General features: G+C 34.5%; 13 protein-coding genes and 3 rRNA genes. 11 read left to right on the top strand and 5 right to left on the bottom strand.

Annotated features, from left to right (window positions below):
• The first annotated feature begins 216 nt into the window (after nucleotides 1-216).
• The 7 genes from ABGT36_RS08465 (at nucleotide 217) to ABGT36_RS08435 (ending at nucleotide 10,217) form a co-directional block, all read left to right on the top strand.
• A 16S ribosomal RNA gene (locus tag ABGT36_RS08465) occupies nucleotides 217-1,741 on the top strand.
• Between the two features lie 214 nt (nucleotides 1,742-1,955).
• A 23S ribosomal RNA gene (locus tag ABGT36_RS08460) occupies nucleotides 1,956-4,864 on the top strand.
• 86 nt (nucleotides 4,865-4,950) lie between these two features.
• Nucleotides 4,951-5,059 (top strand): 5S ribosomal RNA (rrf, locus tag ABGT36_RS08455).
• The 16S, 23S and 5S rRNA genes sit together here, the layout of an rRNA operon.
• Nucleotides 5,060-5,239: 180 nt before the next feature.
• Nucleotides 5,240-6,244: a glycosyltransferase family 4 protein gene (locus ABGT36_RS08450; protein WP_346677637.1), complete on the top strand. Its 1,005-nt coding sequence runs from the start codon at nucleotides 5,240-5,242 to the stop codon at nucleotides 6,242-6,244.
• A gap of 14 nt (nucleotides 6,245-6,258) precedes the next feature.
• Entirely contained in the window at nucleotides 6,259-7,287 is a 1,029-nt protein-coding gene (locus tag ABGT36_RS08445; RefSeq protein WP_346677636.1) for a lysylphosphatidylglycerol synthase transmembrane domain-containing protein, read from the top strand.
• A gap of 4 nt (nucleotides 7,288-7,291) precedes the next feature.
• The gene (locus ABGT36_RS08440) at nucleotides 7,292-9,280 is read left to right on the top strand and encodes a glycosyltransferase (RefSeq protein ID WP_346677635.1); all 1,989 of its coding nucleotides are present in this window, start codon (nucleotides 7,292-7,294) and stop codon (nucleotides 9,278-9,280) included.
• Entirely contained in the window at nucleotides 9,273-10,217 is a 945-nt protein-coding gene (locus tag ABGT36_RS08435) for an OB-fold nucleic acid binding domain-containing protein (protein WP_346678637.1), read from the top strand. Before ABGT36_RS08440 ends, ABGT36_RS08435 begins: the two co-directional genes overlap by 8 nt.
• A 78-nt stretch (nucleotides 10,218-10,295) precedes the next feature.
• Here the strand turns inward: ABGT36_RS08435 and ABGT36_RS08430 are convergent, their stop codons facing one another.
• The 5 genes from ABGT36_RS08430 to ABGT36_RS08410 all read right to left on the bottom strand — a co-directional run bounded on the left by ABGT36_RS08430 (nucleotide 10,296) and on the right by ABGT36_RS08410 (nucleotide 14,946).
• Nucleotides 10,296-10,700 carry an HIT family protein gene (locus ABGT36_RS08430; RefSeq protein WP_300628354.1) on the bottom strand — a complete coding sequence of 135 codons (405 nt, stop codon included), beginning with the start codon at nucleotides 10,698-10,700 and terminating at the stop codon, nucleotides 10,296-10,298.
• A 54-nt stretch (nucleotides 10,701-10,754) separates the two neighbouring features.
• Nucleotides 10,755-11,612, bottom strand: coding sequence for a hypothetical protein (locus ABGT36_RS08425; protein WP_087302278.1), 858 nt, complete (start codon nucleotides 11,610-11,612; stop codon nucleotides 10,755-10,757).
• Nucleotides 11,612-12,610, bottom strand: a complete 999-nt coding sequence (locus tag ABGT36_RS08420; RefSeq protein ID WP_300082779.1) for a peptidylprolyl isomerase — start codon at nucleotides 12,608-12,610, stop codon at nucleotides 11,612-11,614. Before ABGT36_RS08420 ends, ABGT36_RS08425 begins: the two co-directional genes overlap by 1 nt.
• A gap of 496 nt (nucleotides 12,611-13,106) precedes the next feature.
• Nucleotides 13,107-13,778, bottom strand: coding sequence for a hemolysin III family protein (locus ABGT36_RS08415; protein WP_346677634.1), 672 nt, complete (start codon nucleotides 13,776-13,778; stop codon nucleotides 13,107-13,109).
• A gap of 88 nt (nucleotides 13,779-13,866) precedes the next feature.
• Nucleotides 13,867-14,946, bottom strand: a complete 1,080-nt coding sequence (locus ABGT36_RS08410) for an AI-2E family transporter (protein WP_087302286.1) — start codon at nucleotides 14,944-14,946, stop codon at nucleotides 13,867-13,869.
• Nucleotides 14,947-15,113: 167 nt separating this feature from the next.
• Here ABGT36_RS08410 and sufC point away from each other — a divergent pair, with 167 nt between their 5' ends.
• From sufC to sufU, 4 genes are read left to right on the top strand one after another with little or no spacing between them, the layout of a single operon-like run.
• Nucleotides 15,114-15,932, top strand: coding sequence for a Fe-S cluster assembly ATPase SufC (sufC, locus tag ABGT36_RS08405; protein WP_087302288.1), 819 nt, complete (start codon nucleotides 15,114-15,116; stop codon nucleotides 15,930-15,932).
• Nucleotides 15,932-16,825 (top strand): SufD family Fe-S cluster assembly protein, encoded by an 894-nt coding sequence (locus ABGT36_RS08400; protein ID WP_087302290.1) that lies wholly within the window; start codon nucleotides 15,932-15,934, stop codon nucleotides 16,823-16,825. The genes sufC and ABGT36_RS08400 overlap by 1 nt, the downstream gene beginning before the upstream one ends.
• The gene (locus ABGT36_RS08395; RefSeq protein WP_346677633.1) at nucleotides 16,825-18,051 is read left to right on the top strand and encodes a SufS family cysteine desulfurase; all 1,227 of its coding nucleotides are present in this window, start codon (nucleotides 16,825-16,827) and stop codon (nucleotides 18,049-18,051) included. The genes ABGT36_RS08400 and ABGT36_RS08395 overlap by 1 nt, the downstream gene beginning before the upstream one ends.
• Entirely contained in the window at nucleotides 18,035-18,463 is a 429-nt protein-coding gene (gene sufU / locus ABGT36_RS08390; RefSeq protein WP_087302294.1) for a Fe-S cluster assembly sulfur transfer protein SufU, read from the top strand. Before ABGT36_RS08395 ends, sufU begins: the two co-directional genes overlap by 17 nt.
• Nucleotides 18,464-18,473: the final 10 nt, after the last annotated feature.

Genomic DNA, 18,473 nt, shown 5'->3' with positions numbered 1-18,473 from the left:
ATAAAAAAATTGTATAAAAATCTTTACAATTGTAAATATTAATGCTAGAATAACAATGCACTTGGGAAATAGAAAATATTCAACAAAAGAGTGTAGGATAAACTAGTCGGCAAAAGAGCCGGAGAGGACATTGAAAACTGAACAGAATCGAAAAGAACACACGTCAATTAATAGATAAAAAGAGAGCAGAAGCCGAGAGGCTTTGAAAAGGATAAGACAATGGAGAGTTTGATCCTGGCTCAGGATGAACGCTGGCGGCGTGCCTAATACATGCAAGTCGAACGCGAGCCTTCGGGCTCGAGTGGCGAACGGGTGAGTAATACGTAAGCAACCTGGCCTTTACAGGGGGATAACTGATGGAAACGTCAGCTAAGACCGCATAGGTACAGAGATCGCATGATAACTGTATTAAAAGTGCTACGGGACTGGTAGAGGATGGGCTTACGGCGCATTAGCTTGTTGGAGGGGTAACGGCCCACCAAGGCGACGATGCGTAGCCGACCTGAGAGGGTGACCGGCCACACTGGGACTGAGACACGGCCCAGACTCCTACGGGAGGCAGCAGTAGGGAATTTTCGGCAATGGGGGGAACCCTGACCGAGCAACGCCGCGTGAAGGAAGAAGGAATTCGTTCTGTAAACTTCTGTTATAAAGGAAGAACGGCACATATAGGGAATGATATGTGAGTGACGGTACTTTATGAGGAAGCCACGGCTAACTACGTGCCAGCAGCCGCGGTAATACGTAGGTGGCGAGCGTTATCCGGAATTATTGGGCGTAAAGAGGGAGCAGGCGGCAGCAAGGGTCTGTGGTGAAAGGCTGAAGCTTAACTTCAGTGTGCCAGAGAAACCGGGCAGCTAGAGTGCAGGAGAGGATCGTGGAATTCCATGTGTAGCGGTGAAATGCGTAGATATATGGAGGAACACCAGTGGCGAAGGCGACGATCTGGACTGCAACTGACGCTCAGTCCCGAAAGCGTGGGGAGCAAATAGGATTAGATACCCTAGTAGTCCACGCCGTAAACGATGAGTACTAAGTGTTGGGAGTCAGATCCCAGTGCTGCAGTTAACGCAGTAAGTACTCCGCCTGAGTAGTACGTTCGCAAGAATGAAACTCAAAGGAATTGACGGGGGCCCGCACAAGCGGTGGAGCATGTGGTTTAATTCGAAGCAACGCGAAGAACCTTACCAGGTCTTGACATCCGGATAAAGGCTCCAGAGATGGAGAGATAGATATATCCGAGACAGGTGGTGCATGGTTGTCGTCAGCTCGTGTCGTGAGATGTTGGGTTAAGTCCCGCAACGAGCGCAACCCCTGTTGCTAGTTGCCATCATTAAGTTGGGGACTCTAGCGAGACTGCCGGTGACAAGCCGGAGGAAGGCGGGGATGACGTCAAATCATCATGCCCCTTATGACCTGGGCTACACACGTGCTACAATGGACGGATCAGAGGGAAGCGAAGCCGCGAGGCGGAGCGAAACCCAGAAACCCGTTCTCAGTTCGGATTGCACTCTGCAACTCGAGTGCATGAAGATGGAATCGCTAGTAATCGCGAATCAGAATGTCGCGGTGAATACGTTCTCGGGCCTTGTACACACCGCCCGTCACACCACGAGAGTTGATAACACCCGAAGCCGGTGGCCTAACCGAAAGGGAGGAGCTGTCTAAGGTGGGATTGATGATTGGGGTGAAGTCGTAACAAGGTATCCCTACGGGAACGTGGGGATGGATCACCTCCTTTCTAAGGAGAAAGCAAGTGTGGAGATTCTGTTTAGTTTTGAGTGGACCTCATTGAGGGAAGCTCAGGAAGAGATCATTGAAAACTGGATAATAGAAAAGCGAAAGAGAGAAGATCGAGATAAAGAGATATCAAGGTCTTTCTAAGAAAGTCGAAGAAAACTAAGAAACAACGAGAAGAAGTTGAAGATAGAAAGTGATCAAGCGACACCGAAGAAGGTAAAGTAAGAAAGGGCGTATGGCGGATGCCTAGGCACAGAGAGGCGAAGAAGGACGCAGCAAACAGCGAAATGCGACGGGGAGCAGTAAGCATGCAGTGAGCCGTCGATATCCGAATGGGGGAACCCACCCGGGATAGAGACCGGGTATCCTGGAGTGAATAGATAGCTCCAGAGAGGCGAGACTCAGGGAACTGAAACATCTAAGTACCTGAAGGAAGAGAAAATAAAGAAATGATTCCCTAAGTAGCGGCGAGCGAAAGGGGAAGAGCCCAAACCGGCAAGAGCCGGGGTAGTAGGGCTGTCAAAAAAGGGCAAGAAGACATTATAGGCGAACGGAATGGGAAGTCCGGCGAAACAGGGTGACAGCCCCGTAGCCGAAATAGTGAGGAAGTCCGAGACAGTACCTGAGTACGGCGGGACACGAGGAATCCTGTCGGAAACAGCCAGGACCATCTGGCAAGGCTAAATACTACTCTGTGACCGATAGTGAACCAGTACCGTGAGGGAAAGGTGAAAAGAACCCCGGGAGGGGAGTGAAATAGAACCTGAAACCATATGCCTACAAGAAGTTAGAGCCCGTTAAAGGGTGATAGCGTGCCTTTTGTAGAATGAACCGGCGAGTTACGATATGGAGCGAGGTTAAGCAGGATATGCGGAGCCGAAGCGAAAGCGAGTCTTAAGAGGGCGAAAGTTGCATGTCGTAGACCCGAAACCGGGTGATCTAGCCATGGCCAGGTTGAAGTTGGGGTAAAACCCGATGGAGGACCGAACCGACCCCCGTTGAAACGTTGGCGGATGAGCTGTGGCTAGGGGTGAAATTCCAATCGAACCCGGAGATAGCTGGTTCTCCCCGAAATAGCTTTAGGGCTAGCGTCGAGGCAAGTGATGTGAAGGTAGAGCACTGAATATGTGATGGCCCCATCCCGGGGTACTGAATATAATCAAACTCCGAATGACACATAAACATCCTCGGCAGTCAGACAGTGGGTGATAAGGTCCAGTGTCAAGAGGGAAACAGCCCAGACCATCAGCTAAGGTCCCAAAATATATACTAAGTGGAAAAGGATGTGGAGATGTCGAGACAACTAGGAGGTTGGCTCAGAAGCAGCCATCCTTTAAAGAGTGCGTAACAGCTCACTAGTCGAATGACTCTGCGCCGATAATTTACCGGGGCTAAGTATATTACCGAAGCTATGGATTTGCGCAAGCAAGTGGTAGGGGAGCGTTCTATATGCGGCGAAGGCGTACCGGAAGGAGCGCTGGAGCGTATAGAAGAGAGAATGCCGGTGTGAGTAGCGGAACGTGGGTGAGAATCCCACGCACCGAAAACCCAAGGTTTCCAGAGGAAGGTTCGTCCGCTCTGGGTAAGTCGGGACCTAAGGCGAGGCCGAGAGGCGTAGCCGATGGACAACAGGTGGATATTCCTGTACTTACGGTATGAATGAAGGAGTGACGGAGAAGGCTAGGTGATCCTGCTGCTGGAAAAGCAGGTGCAAGCGAGGTAGCTGACAGCCAGGCAAATCCGGCTGTCATAAAGGCGAAGGCGTGATGCGTATGGAAAGCTGAGGCAAGTACAGAAGTCATTGAAGCCAGCTTCCAAGAAAAGCTTCTAGTGCGAATCATACAGTAACCCGTACCGAAAATGGACACACATGGGTGAGGAGAGAATCCTAAGGTGAGCGAGAGAACTATAGCTAAGGAACTCTGCAAAATGACTCCGTAACTTAGGGAGAAGGAGTGCTCATAGAGATATGAGCCGCAGTGAAACGGCCCAAGCGACTGTTTACCAAAAACACAGCTCTATGCTAAGTCGAAAGACGACGTATATGGGGTGACGCCTGCCCGGTGCTGGAAGGTTAAGAGGAAGTGTCAGCGCAAGCGAAGCACAGAATTGAAGCCCCAGTAAACGGCGGCCGTAACTATAACGGTCCTAAGGTAGCGAAATTCCTTGTCAGGTAAGTTCTGACCCGCACGAAAGGCGTAACGATTTGGGCGCTGTCTCAGCTGTAGACTCGGTGAAGTCTTAGTACCTGTGAAGATGCAGGTTACCCGCGACTAGACGGAAAGACCCCATGGAGCTTTACTGCAGCCTGATATTGGACTTTGATGCAGGATGTACAGGATAGGTAGGAGACTGAGAGACATGCACGCCAGTGTGTGAGGAGTCGCTGTTGGGATACTACCCTTTGTGTATTGGAGTTCTAACCGGATGCCATGGAACTGGTGACGGGACAGTGTCAGGTGGGCAGTTTGACTGGGGCGGTCGCCTCCCAAAGAGTAACGGAGGCGCCCAAAGATACCCTCAGCTTGGATGGAAACCAAGCGCAGAGTGCAAAGGCAAAAGGGTGTTTGACTGCGAGACCCACAAGTCGAGCAGGGACGAAAGTCGGGCTTAGTGATCCGGCGGTGCTGAATGGAAAGGCCGTCGCTCAACGGATAAAAGCTACCCTGGGGATAACAGGCTGATCTCCCCCAAGAGTTCACATCGACGGGGAGGTTTGGCACCTCGATGTCGGCTCATCGCATCCTGGAGCTGAAGTCGGTTCCAAGGGTTGGGCTGTTCGCCCATTAAAGCGGTACGCGAGCTGGGTTCAGAACGTCGTGAGACAGTTCGGTCCCTATCTGTCGTGGGCGCAGGAAGTTTGAGAAGAGCTGTCCTTAGTACGAGAGGACCGGGATGGACATATCAATGGTGGACCAGTTGTCACGCCAGTGGCACAGCTGGGTAGCTAAATATGGAAGGGATAAACGCTGAAGGCATCTAAGTGTGAAACCCACTTCAAGATGAGACTTCCCAATACGAAAGTATATAAGACCCCTTAAAGACGATAAGGTAGATAGGTCAGGAGTGCAAGCATGGTGACATGTTCAGCGGACTGATACTAATAGGTCGAAGACTTGACCAGAAGCGGTAGAAACTTGAAAGAGACGAAGAGCTTTGCTATTATCTAGTTTTGAGTGATCTTGAAAAAGACACTTGAAAAAAAGAAGATCTGGTGGCGATAGCATGATGGACACACCTGTACCCATTCCGAACACAGAAGTTAAGCATCATAACGGCGACGATAGTACTTACGTGCAACAATAGCTAGCTGCCGGTTCTTCTTTTTTTGTATGTAATTTTATATCATATATCCTGACATATCTTCTCTATTTTTTTTATGTCTTTATTTTTACTGGGTCTTTTTGGCCTTTTTTTTGTAAGTTTTATGTTAAGGTTTCCTTTTGTCTTTGTTCTTTAAATAGAGCGTGTTTTGTAGTATAATAATTGTGGTGATAAAATGAAAATTAAGTTATATTTTGGACGAGAGAATACGATAAAAAAATCGGGTATTGGTAGAGCTTTTATTCATCAAAAGAAAGCTTTGGAGTTAACAGGAATACCCTACACAGTTGATTTTGATGATTTAGATTATGATATTTTGCATATCAATACAGTATGGCCTGATAGCTATCGAATAATCAATCAGGCAAGAAAGAATAATAAAAAAATCATATATCATGCTCATAGTACTGAAGAGGATTTTAGAAATTCTTTTATGTTTTCTAATACCGTTTCTGGTATTTATAAAAAATGGCTAATTAATATGTACAGTAAGGCTGATTATATTATTACACCTACACCATATTCAAAAAGATTACTAGAATCTTATGGTATTAATATTCCAATCAAGGCTATTTCTAATGGTGTTGACCTAGAACAGTTTAATCCAACAAAAGAACAGATTTCATTGTTTGAAAAAGAATATAATATTAAAGAAGATGATATTTTAATTATTTCAGTTGGCTGGTTGTTTGAACGTAAAGGATTTGATACTTTTGTAGAAGTTGCCAGAAAATTACCTGAATATCGTTTTATGTGGTTTGGTGATGTAAAGATGTCAGTTCCTACCAAAAAAATTAAAGACTTATTAGATAATTTACCAGATAATTTGCTTTTACCAGGTTATGTAAGTGGTGATGTTATTAAAGGTGCTTATGGTAGATCAAATATTTTCTTTTTTCCTTCACGAGAGGAAACTGAAGGAATTGTTGTTTTAGAGGCATTAGCTAGTCGTTGTAATGTTTTATTACGTGATATCCCGGTTTTTTCCGATTGGTTGACTAATGGGGTCAATTGTTATATGGGAAAAGATACTGATGATTTTGTCGATATAATCAAAAAAATGATTAATCATGAATATCCTTCTTTAATTGAGCAAGGATATCAAGTAGCAAAACAACGACAACTTGCTAATATCGGAAAAGAGTTATTAGAGGTGTATAATATTACATTGAATCTCTAATTAGAGGTGTTTTTATGAAAAATAATTCGAAAAAAAAGTATCTCATTAATTTTTTATTAATTATTGTAATTGGTGCTGCTGTTATTTATTTTACAATGAAAGATGATTTAGAAGCATCAATAGAAGCTTTACTAACAGCTTCAGCTGGCTGGATAATAGTGTCGTTAATTCTAATGATTATTTATTATATACTTGATGGAATTAACCTCTATACGTTCGGTCAGCTTTATAAAAAAGATTATTCTTTTAAACAAGCGTTTGTAAATTCAATATCTGGTATATTATTTAATGGTTTAACTCCTTTTTCAAGTGGTGGGCAATTTGCTCAGGTTTATATTTTTAATAAACAAGGGATACCGCCTACTAATTCTGCTAGTATTTTGTTAATGGCATTTATTGTTTATCAGTCGGTACTAGTTATTTTTACAGCAATTGTAATGGTATTTAGATATACAACATATAGTAAAATTTATTCAAATTTTTTTTCATTAGCTATTTTAGGATTTTTAATTAATTTTTTTGTAATAGCAGGGTTATTTTTAGGAGCTAAATCTAAACGATTGCAGGATTTTGTTTGTAATTCAGTGATAAAGGTTTTAAGTAAAATTAGAATTGTTAAAGATTATGAAGAAACAACAATAAAAATTTCTCGATCATTAGAAAATTTTAGAACTGAACTTAGTATATTGCAAAAAAACAAAATAATATTATTTAAGTCATCAATGTTGAATTTAGGTAAATTATTGATTTTATATAGTATTCCTTTTTTTGTAGCAAAAGCTTTAAATCTGAGTGTTAATTATGGACAAATATTTGATTTTATTGGAATATGTTCATTTGTTTATATGATAACTGCCTTTGTTCCTATTCCAGGAGCTAGTGGTGGTAGCGAGGGAGTTTATTATATGTTATTCAGTCCTATATTAGGATCTGTTGGTACGCCGACATCAATGCTTATTTGGCGTTTTATGACATATTATTTGGGATTAATTTTAGGTGCGATTGTTTTTGCAACTAATCGCGAAATTAACAGAATGGAGTGAAGATATGAAAATTGCAATTTTTTCAGATACATATACGCCTGATTTAAATGGTGTGGCAACTTCAACAAGAATTTTAAGAGATCAATTAGTAAAAAACGGACATGATGTTGTTGTTGTAACTAGTGAATTACCTAGTGATACTGAATATTTTGATGATCCAAATGATAATATTTTAAGAGTTCCAGGTTTAGAGATTCAAGCTCTTTATGGTTATCGGGCATGTAATATCTATTCTTTTAAAGGAATGCGTGAATTAAAAAGAATGAATATAGAAGTAATTCATGTTCAAACAGAATTTGGAATTGGAATTTTTGGACGTATTGTTGGTGAAGTTTTAGATATTCCAGTTGTTTATACATACCATACAATGTGGGCTGATTATACTCATTATGTAAATCCGGTAAATTCTGAGGCACTTGATGGATTATTTAAAAAGGCAGTTTTTAAGATAAGCAGATTTTATGGTGATAAAAGTACTGAACTAATTGTTCCGTCTAAAAAAACAAAAGAGGCGTTGGAAAAGTATGGTTTAGATAAAGAAGTACATATTATTCCAACTGGATTGGATTTACAAAAATTTAATCCAGAAAATAGAAATGAAGAATTGATTGCAAAGATTAAAGAACAATATGGCATAAAAGATCAATTTGTAATTACTTTTTTAGGTAGAATAGCTAAAGAGAAAAGTATTGAAGTTTTAATTGATGCAATGAAAGAAATTGTTAAGATAAATGATAATGTACTTTGTTTAATTGTTGGTGGTGGACCACAATTAGATGAATTAAAAGAATTAGTAAAAGATGATCATATTAGTAAGTATGTTGTTTTTACTGGTCCTAAGCCAGGTTATGAGGTACCTAGTTATTATCATCTATCTAATGTTTTTGTTTCAGCATCAGTTTCAGAAACCCAAGGGTTGACGTATATAGAAGCAATGGCAAGTGGAATACCAGCAGTTGCTCGATATGACAAAAACCTTGAGGATGTTATTACTGATGGTTTTAATGGGTATTTTTTTAATGATACTAATGAATTGGTTGCAATTTTATTGAATTTAATAAAAGATGATTTTACAGAAATTGCTCATAATGCTTTGTTGAGTGTAAAAAAATATAGCAGTGAAGTTTTTTGTGAGAAGGTCTTAGAAGTTTATCGCCAAGCGATTAAATCTAAACATTATTCATATACTGTAAAATCGATATATCCAATTAAAAATGGAATTAATGAAGTAGTTTTCTTATATGATGAAAGTGAAATAATTGTAGAAGTAAGTGATAAGTTAATTAAAAATTATCAATTAAAACCTGGTGTTGTTATTGATAAAGAAGTTTTTGATTCTATTAAGGATTTTGAACAAGTTAGCAGAGCTTATCATAAAGCTTTAAAATTATTAACTATAAAAGATTACACTTACAAGCAAATGAAAAAAAAGCTGATGGATAGTGGTGCGTATGATGATACACAGCTCGATGCAACGCTTTCTTTATTGCAGGAGAAGAATTTAATCAATGATGAGGCATTTACTACTAATTATTTAAATCGCTGTCTACGCTTAGGAATTGGCATAAATAAGGCAGTTTATAATTTAAGAAATTACGGTGTTGATAGCGAAGTTATTGATAAATGTTTAGCTGAATTAGATAATGATAGTGAATATAATGAAGCAACGGCACTGATTGATACTATTTATAATCGAAACAATAATTTTTCATATAAAGCAATGTTAAAGAAGATTCGTGATAAGCTATTTATGAAAGGTTTTACATCAGAAACAATTGAACGAGCTTTAAATGATTATGATTTTGAATATGATATAAATAAAGAACAAGAGGCATTAAGAAAAGAATTTGAAAAACAAAAGCATAAATTTCAAAAAAAATATAAAGATTCGCAATTGAAAGAAAAAATCATTGATACTCTTTTAAGAAAAGGTTACAATTATGAACATATTAAAGAATTAATAAATGAAGAAGGAGCATTAGATGATGAATAAAATTATTGAACTAAAACCGGGAGATGAAGGCGTTTTAATAGAAGCTTTAATCAACCGAGTTGTAACTGGTAAAACTAATGGCGCTAATCGTTCTACATATTTAAGCATAACATTGCAAGATAAAACTGGAACAATAGATGCTAAATTATGGAATGCAAGCAATGAACAAGTTGAACAACTAAAAGCAGGTTGTGTTGTTCAAGTTATGGGTGATATAATAAAATATAATGAAGATCGTCAAATGAAAATCATTAAAATAAAGATTGCTTCAACAGATGCTAATGAACAAGTTAAATTTTTAAAAAGTGCACCTGAAGATGCTGGAGAATTAATTAAAGAAATTTATGGTTATATTGATCAAATTGATAATCAAAAATTACATCAATTAGTTAAAACAATCTTTAATCGTTATGTTGATAAATTATCTATTTATCCAGCCGCTAGTAAAAACCATCATGAATATGTTTCTGGTTTGGCTTATCATACATGTAGTATGTTAAGAATTGCTAATGCGATTTGTGAATTATATCCTTCATTAAATAAAGATTTATTATTTTCTGGAATTACGTTACATGATCTTGGTAAAACAATAGAGTTAAGTGGGCCAGTTGTTCCTGAATACACTGTTGAAGGTAAGTTGTTAGGACATATTTCTATCTCTCAAGCAATTATTAAAGAAACTGCTGATGAAATGCATATTAGTGGGGAAGAGGTAGTTTTATTACAACATATGATATTAGCTCATCATGGTAAAAATGAATATGGTTCACCAGTATTACCACAAATTAAAGAAGCAGAAGTACTATATTTGATTGATAATATGGATGCTCGTATTAATATGTTGGATAAAGCATTAGAAACAGTAGAGCCAGGAAGTTTTTCTAAACGCGTTTTTGCTTTAGAAAATAGAGCTTTTTACAAACCAAAAATTGATTAATATTTAATAGCTGAAACGATTGTATTAAATCTTTCAGCTTTTTTGTTTAGAAAAAGGAGGTATTAACCTCCTTAAATTTTATTCCATTATTTGATTAAATAAGCTATCTAAATTAACTTCATTACTTCTATCGCTAAAATTAATTTCAATTTGATCATTATTATCATAACGCGGAATAATATGAAGATGAAAATGCATCACAGTTTGACCAGCTACTTCATTAGCATTAGTTAAAATATTTACCCCATTAGCATTTAATTTAGTAACAATCTTATTAGCAATATCTTTTGTCACTTTAATCATATGAGCTAGTGTATCATTATCAACTTCTAAAAAGTTTTTGAAGTGCTTTTTAGGAATTACTAATGTATGACCATTAGTTGTCTGACTTAAATCTAAAAAAGCAACACAAATATCATCTTCATAAATTATTTTACCTGGTATTTCTTTATTAGCAATTTTACAAAAAATACAATTATCCATTTCAAATTCCTCCTATTTATATTTTAACATACAAAAAAGATAAGGGGAAACCCCTTATCCAAAATAATCTTCATTTGTTTCTTCAATTTCATCTTTTAGAGCTTCTTCATATACATCGAAGTTATACTTCCGTAAATAATGAGTTTCCATTTTTGTTGAAATATCACTTAATGAAGTAAGATTTTCTTTGATTTCAGATTCTAAATTAGTTTTATCAGTATTATATACATATACAACAGCATATTTAGAGTCTGAAGTTTTAATTACTTTATTATAAATGCCATCTTTTTTAAACTTATCTAATTTATCAATAATATTTTTATCAATGCTACTTGAATCAGTAGTTACCATACCATTATCGCTGCCACTATTAGCACTCATTAAAGTATCAAAGTCACTACCATTTTTCACTTGATCAATAATGCTTAAAGCAGCTGATTCAGTATCTAAAGTAATTGTTTTTATATATTTTACTTTATATTCATCAAGTAAATCATCGTAATTTTCATCAATATATTTTTTAAGCAATAAATTTTGTTTAACACCATCAGTAATTACATCATCAATATATTCTTGACTAGATTCATAACCACTTTGTTTAGCATAATCTTCAAATGACATTGTTAAACTTTCAGTATAAGAAGCGACTTGTTCATCAATACCTGCTTGAATTTGTTGTTCATCAGTAATTTCTTGATCTGCGATATAAGTAAGTGCTAATGTTAAAATTTCTGAACTACCATATTGTTCTAAAATATAATAGTAAATATCATTTTTTGTAATCTCAACATCATCACCAGAAATAATAGTTTTATCACCATCAGTAACTTCTGTAGAATAATTTACAGTATTAGAAGAACCACATCCTACTAATAAAGTAGCAATTAATGCAAACGAAATTCCTTTTTTCATTATTCGCTACCTCCTCTGCTAGTTTCACGTTCTTCTAACGCATTTGAAATAACTTCATTAATTATTTTCTCAGTTTCTTTATCATCATATTTAAGATCATATGATTGATAAGCATCATAAACCATATAACTATCGTAAGCAATTAAAGGTGTATCAATTGATAAATCTTTTTTAGTTTGTTTTTTGATACTATCTTTATCAGTATTAGTTACTTTAACAATGTAATATCCACTTTCACCTTTGATAGGATCACTAACTTGGTCTTGACCTAAAGAAAAAATTGTACTTTCTACATCCTCACCATAAGTTTCAGATAGATATGATGTTGTATCAACAATACCTAAGCGACCTTTATTTTTATTTGTATTAGTATCATCAGAATAATCAGTAGCAATATCAGCAAAACTTTTACTAGATGATAATAACGCAGTTACCTCAGATAGTTTTGCAGATTCTTCTTCTGTTGGGTTTTCAACATCAGACATTGCCACTTCAATTATACTAACTTCACGAGGTGTCGCTTGAGTGAAATAATCATCAAAAACTTTATCAAAGTTATCTTCTACATAAGCAAGTAGAAAATTACTTCTTTGATATGCTTCTACCATATATTTGCGATATTCATCTAATGATTCAAAACCGCTACTTGATAATGCTGATTCAAGGTATTCTTCAGCATCATCACCATAAGAGCTTTCGTAGTATTCTTGAATTTGAGTGATTGTGTTATCAGCATCAGTCTCCATATCTTCATCAACTGGAAATTTTTGATCGATCAGCTGTTGTAAAGCAGCATCAAAATATGCACTTTTCCCACTAGCTGTAGAAATGATATCATCAAAAACATCATCAGCAAAAATATTTTTTTCTTTATCATCTTTACTTAATGAAGAAATTACGAATTTATCATCTTCTTTAACTGTCTTAGATCCATTTTGACAGCCAGTTAATAAGAAACTAGTAACCACAAGTGCTGCAGCACATTTTCCTAATTTCATATGTTTCCTCCTTTTGTTATCGAACGTTACAATTATACTATTTATTGCTTGTAATTTCAATAAATTAGGCAAAAACACATTGGCAATTGTTATTTTAACATAATTTATAATATGTAGGTGGTAGGAGGGAATTTGATGAATAACTGTAAGTGCTCGAATGTAAATGTCTTTGTATTGTTTATTATTTTAGTTATTGTTGGAATCTACTGTATTTAATAAGGGGGCGATTATAATGGCATGTCAAGATAATTCTTTTACATTGATTTTAGTATTATTTATTTTACTAGTTATTATTTGTAATATGTGTTAAAACGAATTAATTCTTGATAATGATTCGTTTATGGGTGCTTTAAGCACCCTGTTTTTTTGTTGATGAAAAGAATCAGATGTTTAAATAATAGGTTAAATGTTATTAGTAAAATGAATAAAAAAGACAAAACTTTTTAACTAAATCCCAATAGTTAAATTATTAACTAAGGATTAGTTTTAGTTTTGTCTAGATATAAAATACAATTGCAATAAAGTGTAAAATCGATGCAAGAGAAATAAAAATATGCCAGATAACATGGTTATATGGAATTTTTTTATTAGCATAAAAAAATGCACCAATTGAATATAGAATTCCTCCAGCAACAATTAATACCATAAACATCGTCGAAGAATTTTTTATTAAAGATGGTAAAAATAATACAGCTGTCCAACCCATTACTAAATAAATCGTTAATGAAAGTTTAGGTAGACTTTTTATTGAAAGAGATTTATATAATATTCCAATAAGTACCATTGTCCATTGAATAACAAGAATAATAATTCCTTGATAACCTTTAATTAAACATAAAGCCGCTGGAGTATAACTACCAGCAATAGCAAAATAAATAAAAATATGATCAAGAATTCTAAATACTTGTTTATGAGGACTATCGTGTTCCATTGCATGATATAAAGTAGAAACAAGAAACATTAAAAAAATACAAATCATGAAAACACTAACGCCTATCGCTTGAACAATGCCACCTTTAATGTAACTGTATACTGCACAAGCTGGAATTAAAAGCAATGTAATAAATGACATTATGCCATGAGTAATACAGTTAAATAATTCTTCTTTAAAATATGGCGGAAAAATTTGTTTAATTCCTTTTGCAATTTCTGTGTTTACCTTACCCATTTTATCACCCGCAATTACTATAATACAAATTACTTTGAATTTCAAACAAAATAATATAAATAAAAAATGATACCTAAAGCAGTATCATTTAAATTAAATATTTTTTGTGATAACGATCTTTGTAAACCTGAATTGCAACCTTGATAGTCACTAATAAAGGCATTGCTATTACCATACCCCAAATACCAAATAATGATGAACCAGATAAGATACCAAATAGTACCCACATAATGCTCAAATCTATTTTTGAAGAATAAATTCGAGGAGTAATTACATACGAGGTAACAATTGATTGAATAAAAATCAAAATACATAAAATTACTATTGTAGAAGTTCCCATACCTAATGAAGTAATTAATCCAAGACAGTTAGCCGCAATTGGTCCAACGTAAGGAATAATTGAACTAGCACCAGAAATACACCCTAGAATCAGCCAGTTAGGATGACCAATGATTAAATACATTACCATTGTTGTAAGTGCCTGGGCTATTGCACCTATAAAGAAAGCTTTAACATATTGAATTAATGAAAGATCAATTTCTCTTAAATAAATTGGTAAACGATTATCAATTTTTGTAGCAATATTTTTTATATAACTTCGGATATTTGAAAAATTACCAGACATATAAACAGCTAGGATAGTATAGATTAAAAAGTTTGTAACATTTATTAAAACCTGATTTAATACATCGATTGTTGTATCTACAACAACTGAATCATCAAAAAATTGATTGATAATTCCTTCAATATATTTTGTTAAAGAAGAAATATCATAATTGAAATTCTCTTTTACAAAATCACCGATTTCACTCAATCCTGAATAGAATGCTGGAAACATTTCCGAGATACTTTCAGAAATTAATGGTATTGCTAGTGAAATTAATAAACTTAATATAGCAAAAGAAGCTAAATAAACCATGAATACAGCTATTCCTCTTTTTACAACATATTTTTCAACATAATTGATAACAGGATTTAAAACATATGCAAAGGCAAAGCCGATAATAAATGGTTTTGATACAAGCCATATTACAGATAAAATACCATACCACAACTCACTAGTATTCATAAATAAAAGTACGATTACTAAAACTATCATCAAATTTAATAAAGTATGGGTGATTTTTTTTGAAGAAATTATTTTAAATAATTCTTTAAGAAATTCCATTTTTACACCCCCATTAATATAAATATACCACATTTTGGCTATAATATAAATTGAATTGGATTTCTATTTTAGAAAAGAAATAATTTTTTATTATTATTATTTATCATTTTATTTGTTTTTTGTAAAGTTATCTAGTAGAATTATTGAAGATAGAAAGGGGCTTAAGTATGTCAACTTTAAAAATAGAAAATTTGCATGTAAGTATTGGTGAAAAAGAAATATTAAAAGGTATCGATTTAGTTGTTAACACTGGTGAAACTCATGCGATTATGGGGCCTAATGGTAATGGTAAATCAACACTGTTATCAACTATTATGGGACATCCTAGATATACAGTTACTCAAGGAAGTATATACATAGACGATAAAAACGTATTAGAAATGAGCGTAGATGAACGCAGTAAGGCAGGATTATTTTTAGGGATGCAATATCCTCAAGAAATTCCTGGAGTTAAAACTTCAGATTTTTTAAGAGCAGCTGTTAATGCTCATCAAGAAAAACCAGTATCATTGTTTAAATTTATTAGAATGTTGGAAAAAAACATTGATGAATTACATATGGATGAAAATCTAGCACATCGTTATTTGAATGAAGGTTTTTCTGGCGGCGAAAAAAAACGTAATGAAATTTTACAGATGAAATTATTGCAACCTAAGTTTGCGTTGTTAGATGAAATTGATTCTGGATTAGATGTAGATGCTTTAAAAATTGTTGCTAAAGCAATTAATGATATGCAAAGTGATGACTTTGGATGTATCATGGTATCTCACTATGAACGTTTATTTGAACTAGTTCCACCTACACATGTTCATGTAATTGTAAATGGAAAAATTATTTTAAGTGGTGGAAAAGAAGTTATTGAAAAGATTGATCAAGAAGGATATGAATGGGTAAAAAAATTGGGAGTAGAAATAGCTGGTGAAGAAGAAAAGAAACCAATTTTACTTGAAAACTGTGCCAATAAAGAAAGAATTAAATCTAAATAATGAATCAGTTAAAAACTATTAACAATTATTTAGTATTTCATAATGGCACAATAGAAAGTCAAGTTTGTAATGATGATATTATTTTTGAAAAAAATAATGTAACTGTTAAACAAGCAGTTTCATTACAAATTGTTTATCTGATTGATCAAGAAGGTGAATATCAGTTTGATTTAAATATTAATGGTGAATTAGAACTGATTGAAATATATGATATTAAAACAGATGCTGTTTTAAATAAAAAAATTAGTATTTATGAAAACAGTAAATTATTAAGATATGTAGATAATCAAAGTATTGATAACATCAAAACAAAAATATCTGAAGATGTAGCAGTAGCTAAAAATGCTGATATTAGATGTGCATACGTAGAATTATCTAATAGTAATGTTGATTTAGATATCAACTATTCATTAAATGAACCTGAAGCAAAAGCAACTGTTAGACTTGCTTCTTTAGCAAAAAAAGATGAACAAAAGCATGTAACTATTGCAATTAGTCATGATGCTTGTTATACAACAGGAATCATGGATAACTATGGTGTTGTTAAAGATGCAGCTAGTTTAGTTATTGATGGAATTGGAACGATTCATAAAGGTAACCATCAATCAAATAGCCATCAAACAAATAAGATTATTGTTTTTGATGAAAAATGTAATGCTAAAGCTAATCCATATTTATATATTGATGAATATGATGTTAAAGCTAGTCATGGTGCTAGTGTTGGTAAAATTGATGAAAACCATTTATACTACTTACAATCTAGAGGTTTAAGTAGACAAGAAGCTATGCATTTGGTTACTTATGGATATTTTATCCCAGTATTAGAATTTATCGATAATGATGAATTGAAAGATATATTTAGTCAAACTTTAATGGAGAAGGTGGGTCTTTAATGCTTGATGTTGAAAAAATAAGACAAGATTTTCCGATGCTCAATGGAACAACAATGCATGGAAAACCACTTATATATTTTGATAACGGAGCAACAACTTTAAAACCACAGTGTGTAATTGATGCTGTTTGCGATTATTTAACTAATTATTCAGGTAATGCTCATCGTGGTGATTATGATTTATCTCATGATGTCGATACCCGTTTTGAACATACCCGTGATTTAGTTGCAAAATTAATTAACTGTGATCGTAAGGAAGTTGTTTATACTTATGGTTCAACTGATAGTTTGAATTTAGTAGCTTTTGGATATGGAGCGTTACATTTACAAAAAGACGACGAAGTTTTATTAACTGTAGCTGAGCATGCCTCAAATACTTTACCATGGTTTGAGGTTTGCCAACAAACCGGCAGTGTTATTAATTATATTGATTTAGATAGCGAAGGCCGTTTGACAATTGAAAATGTAAAAAAAGCAATTACAGATAAAACAAAGATTATTTCTATTGCTCAAGTTACAAATGTTTTAGGATATGATGGTCCTATTAAAGAAATTTGCAAACTAGCTCATGATCGCGGGATAATCGTATGCGTTGATGGGGCTCAAAGTGTACCTCATCAAAGTGTTGATGTAAAAGATCTAGATGTTGATTTTTTAGCATTTTCAGGTCATAAAATGTGCGGACCAACTGGTGTAGGAATTTTATATGGTAAATATGATTTATTACAAGAAACTAGTCCTACTCGTTTAGGTGGGGGCAGCAATTCAAGATATAATAGTTGTGGATCTGTTAAATTAAAAAATGCACCGACTAAATTTGAAGCTGGCACTCCTAATATTGAAGGGGTAATCGGACTTGGAGCAGCAATTGAATATTTGATGGAAATTGGGATGGACAATATTCATGAACAAGAGTTGAAATTACGAGCTTATGCTATTAAAAAAATGCAAGAGCTTGATAATTTAGAAATATATAATCCTAATGGTCAAGGAGCAATTGCCTTTAATATTAAAGGAGTTTTCAGCCAGGATGCTGCTTCTTTATTTAATACATATGGTATTGCAGTAAGAGCGGGACAACATTGTGCTAAAATATTAGACGAATTTTTAAATGTGTCGCAAACATTAAGAGTATCATTTTATTTTTACAATACTTTTGATGAAATTGATCAATTTATTGAAGTGTGTAAGAAAGGAGATGACTTTTTAGATGCCTTCTTTGGATAGTATGATGATGCGAGAAATTATTATGGATCATTATGAAAACCCTCGTAATCACGGTTTAGTAGATGATAAAAAATATGATAGTGTTAACATGGATTCTGAAACTTGTATCGATAATATCGATGTTCAAGCATTGGTTGAAGATGGAGTGATTAAAGATATCCGTTTTGATGGGGAAGCTTGTGCAATCTGTACAGCAAGTACATCAATCATGAGTGAGCTTTTAATTGGTAAAACAATAGAAGAAGCAAATGTAATTATTGAAAATTATTATAACATGATTTATGAAAAGGATTATGATCCTGAAATTCTTGAAGAAGCGATTGCTTTTATGAATACACATCGACAAGCTAATCGAATTAAATGTGCAACTTTAGGATGGACAGGAATAAAACAAATCCTTGATCAAAAGTAGGAGGAATTAT

The organism is Erysipelatoclostridium sp. An173 (assembly GCF_963931465.1).
GTDB classification, from domain to species: Bacteria; Bacillota_I; Bacilli_A; order Erysipelotrichales; family Coprobacillaceae; genus Thomasclavelia; species Thomasclavelia merdavium.
Note: the sequence above shows the minus strand (reverse complement) of the source record. Positions and strands in the feature narration are given on the sequence as shown.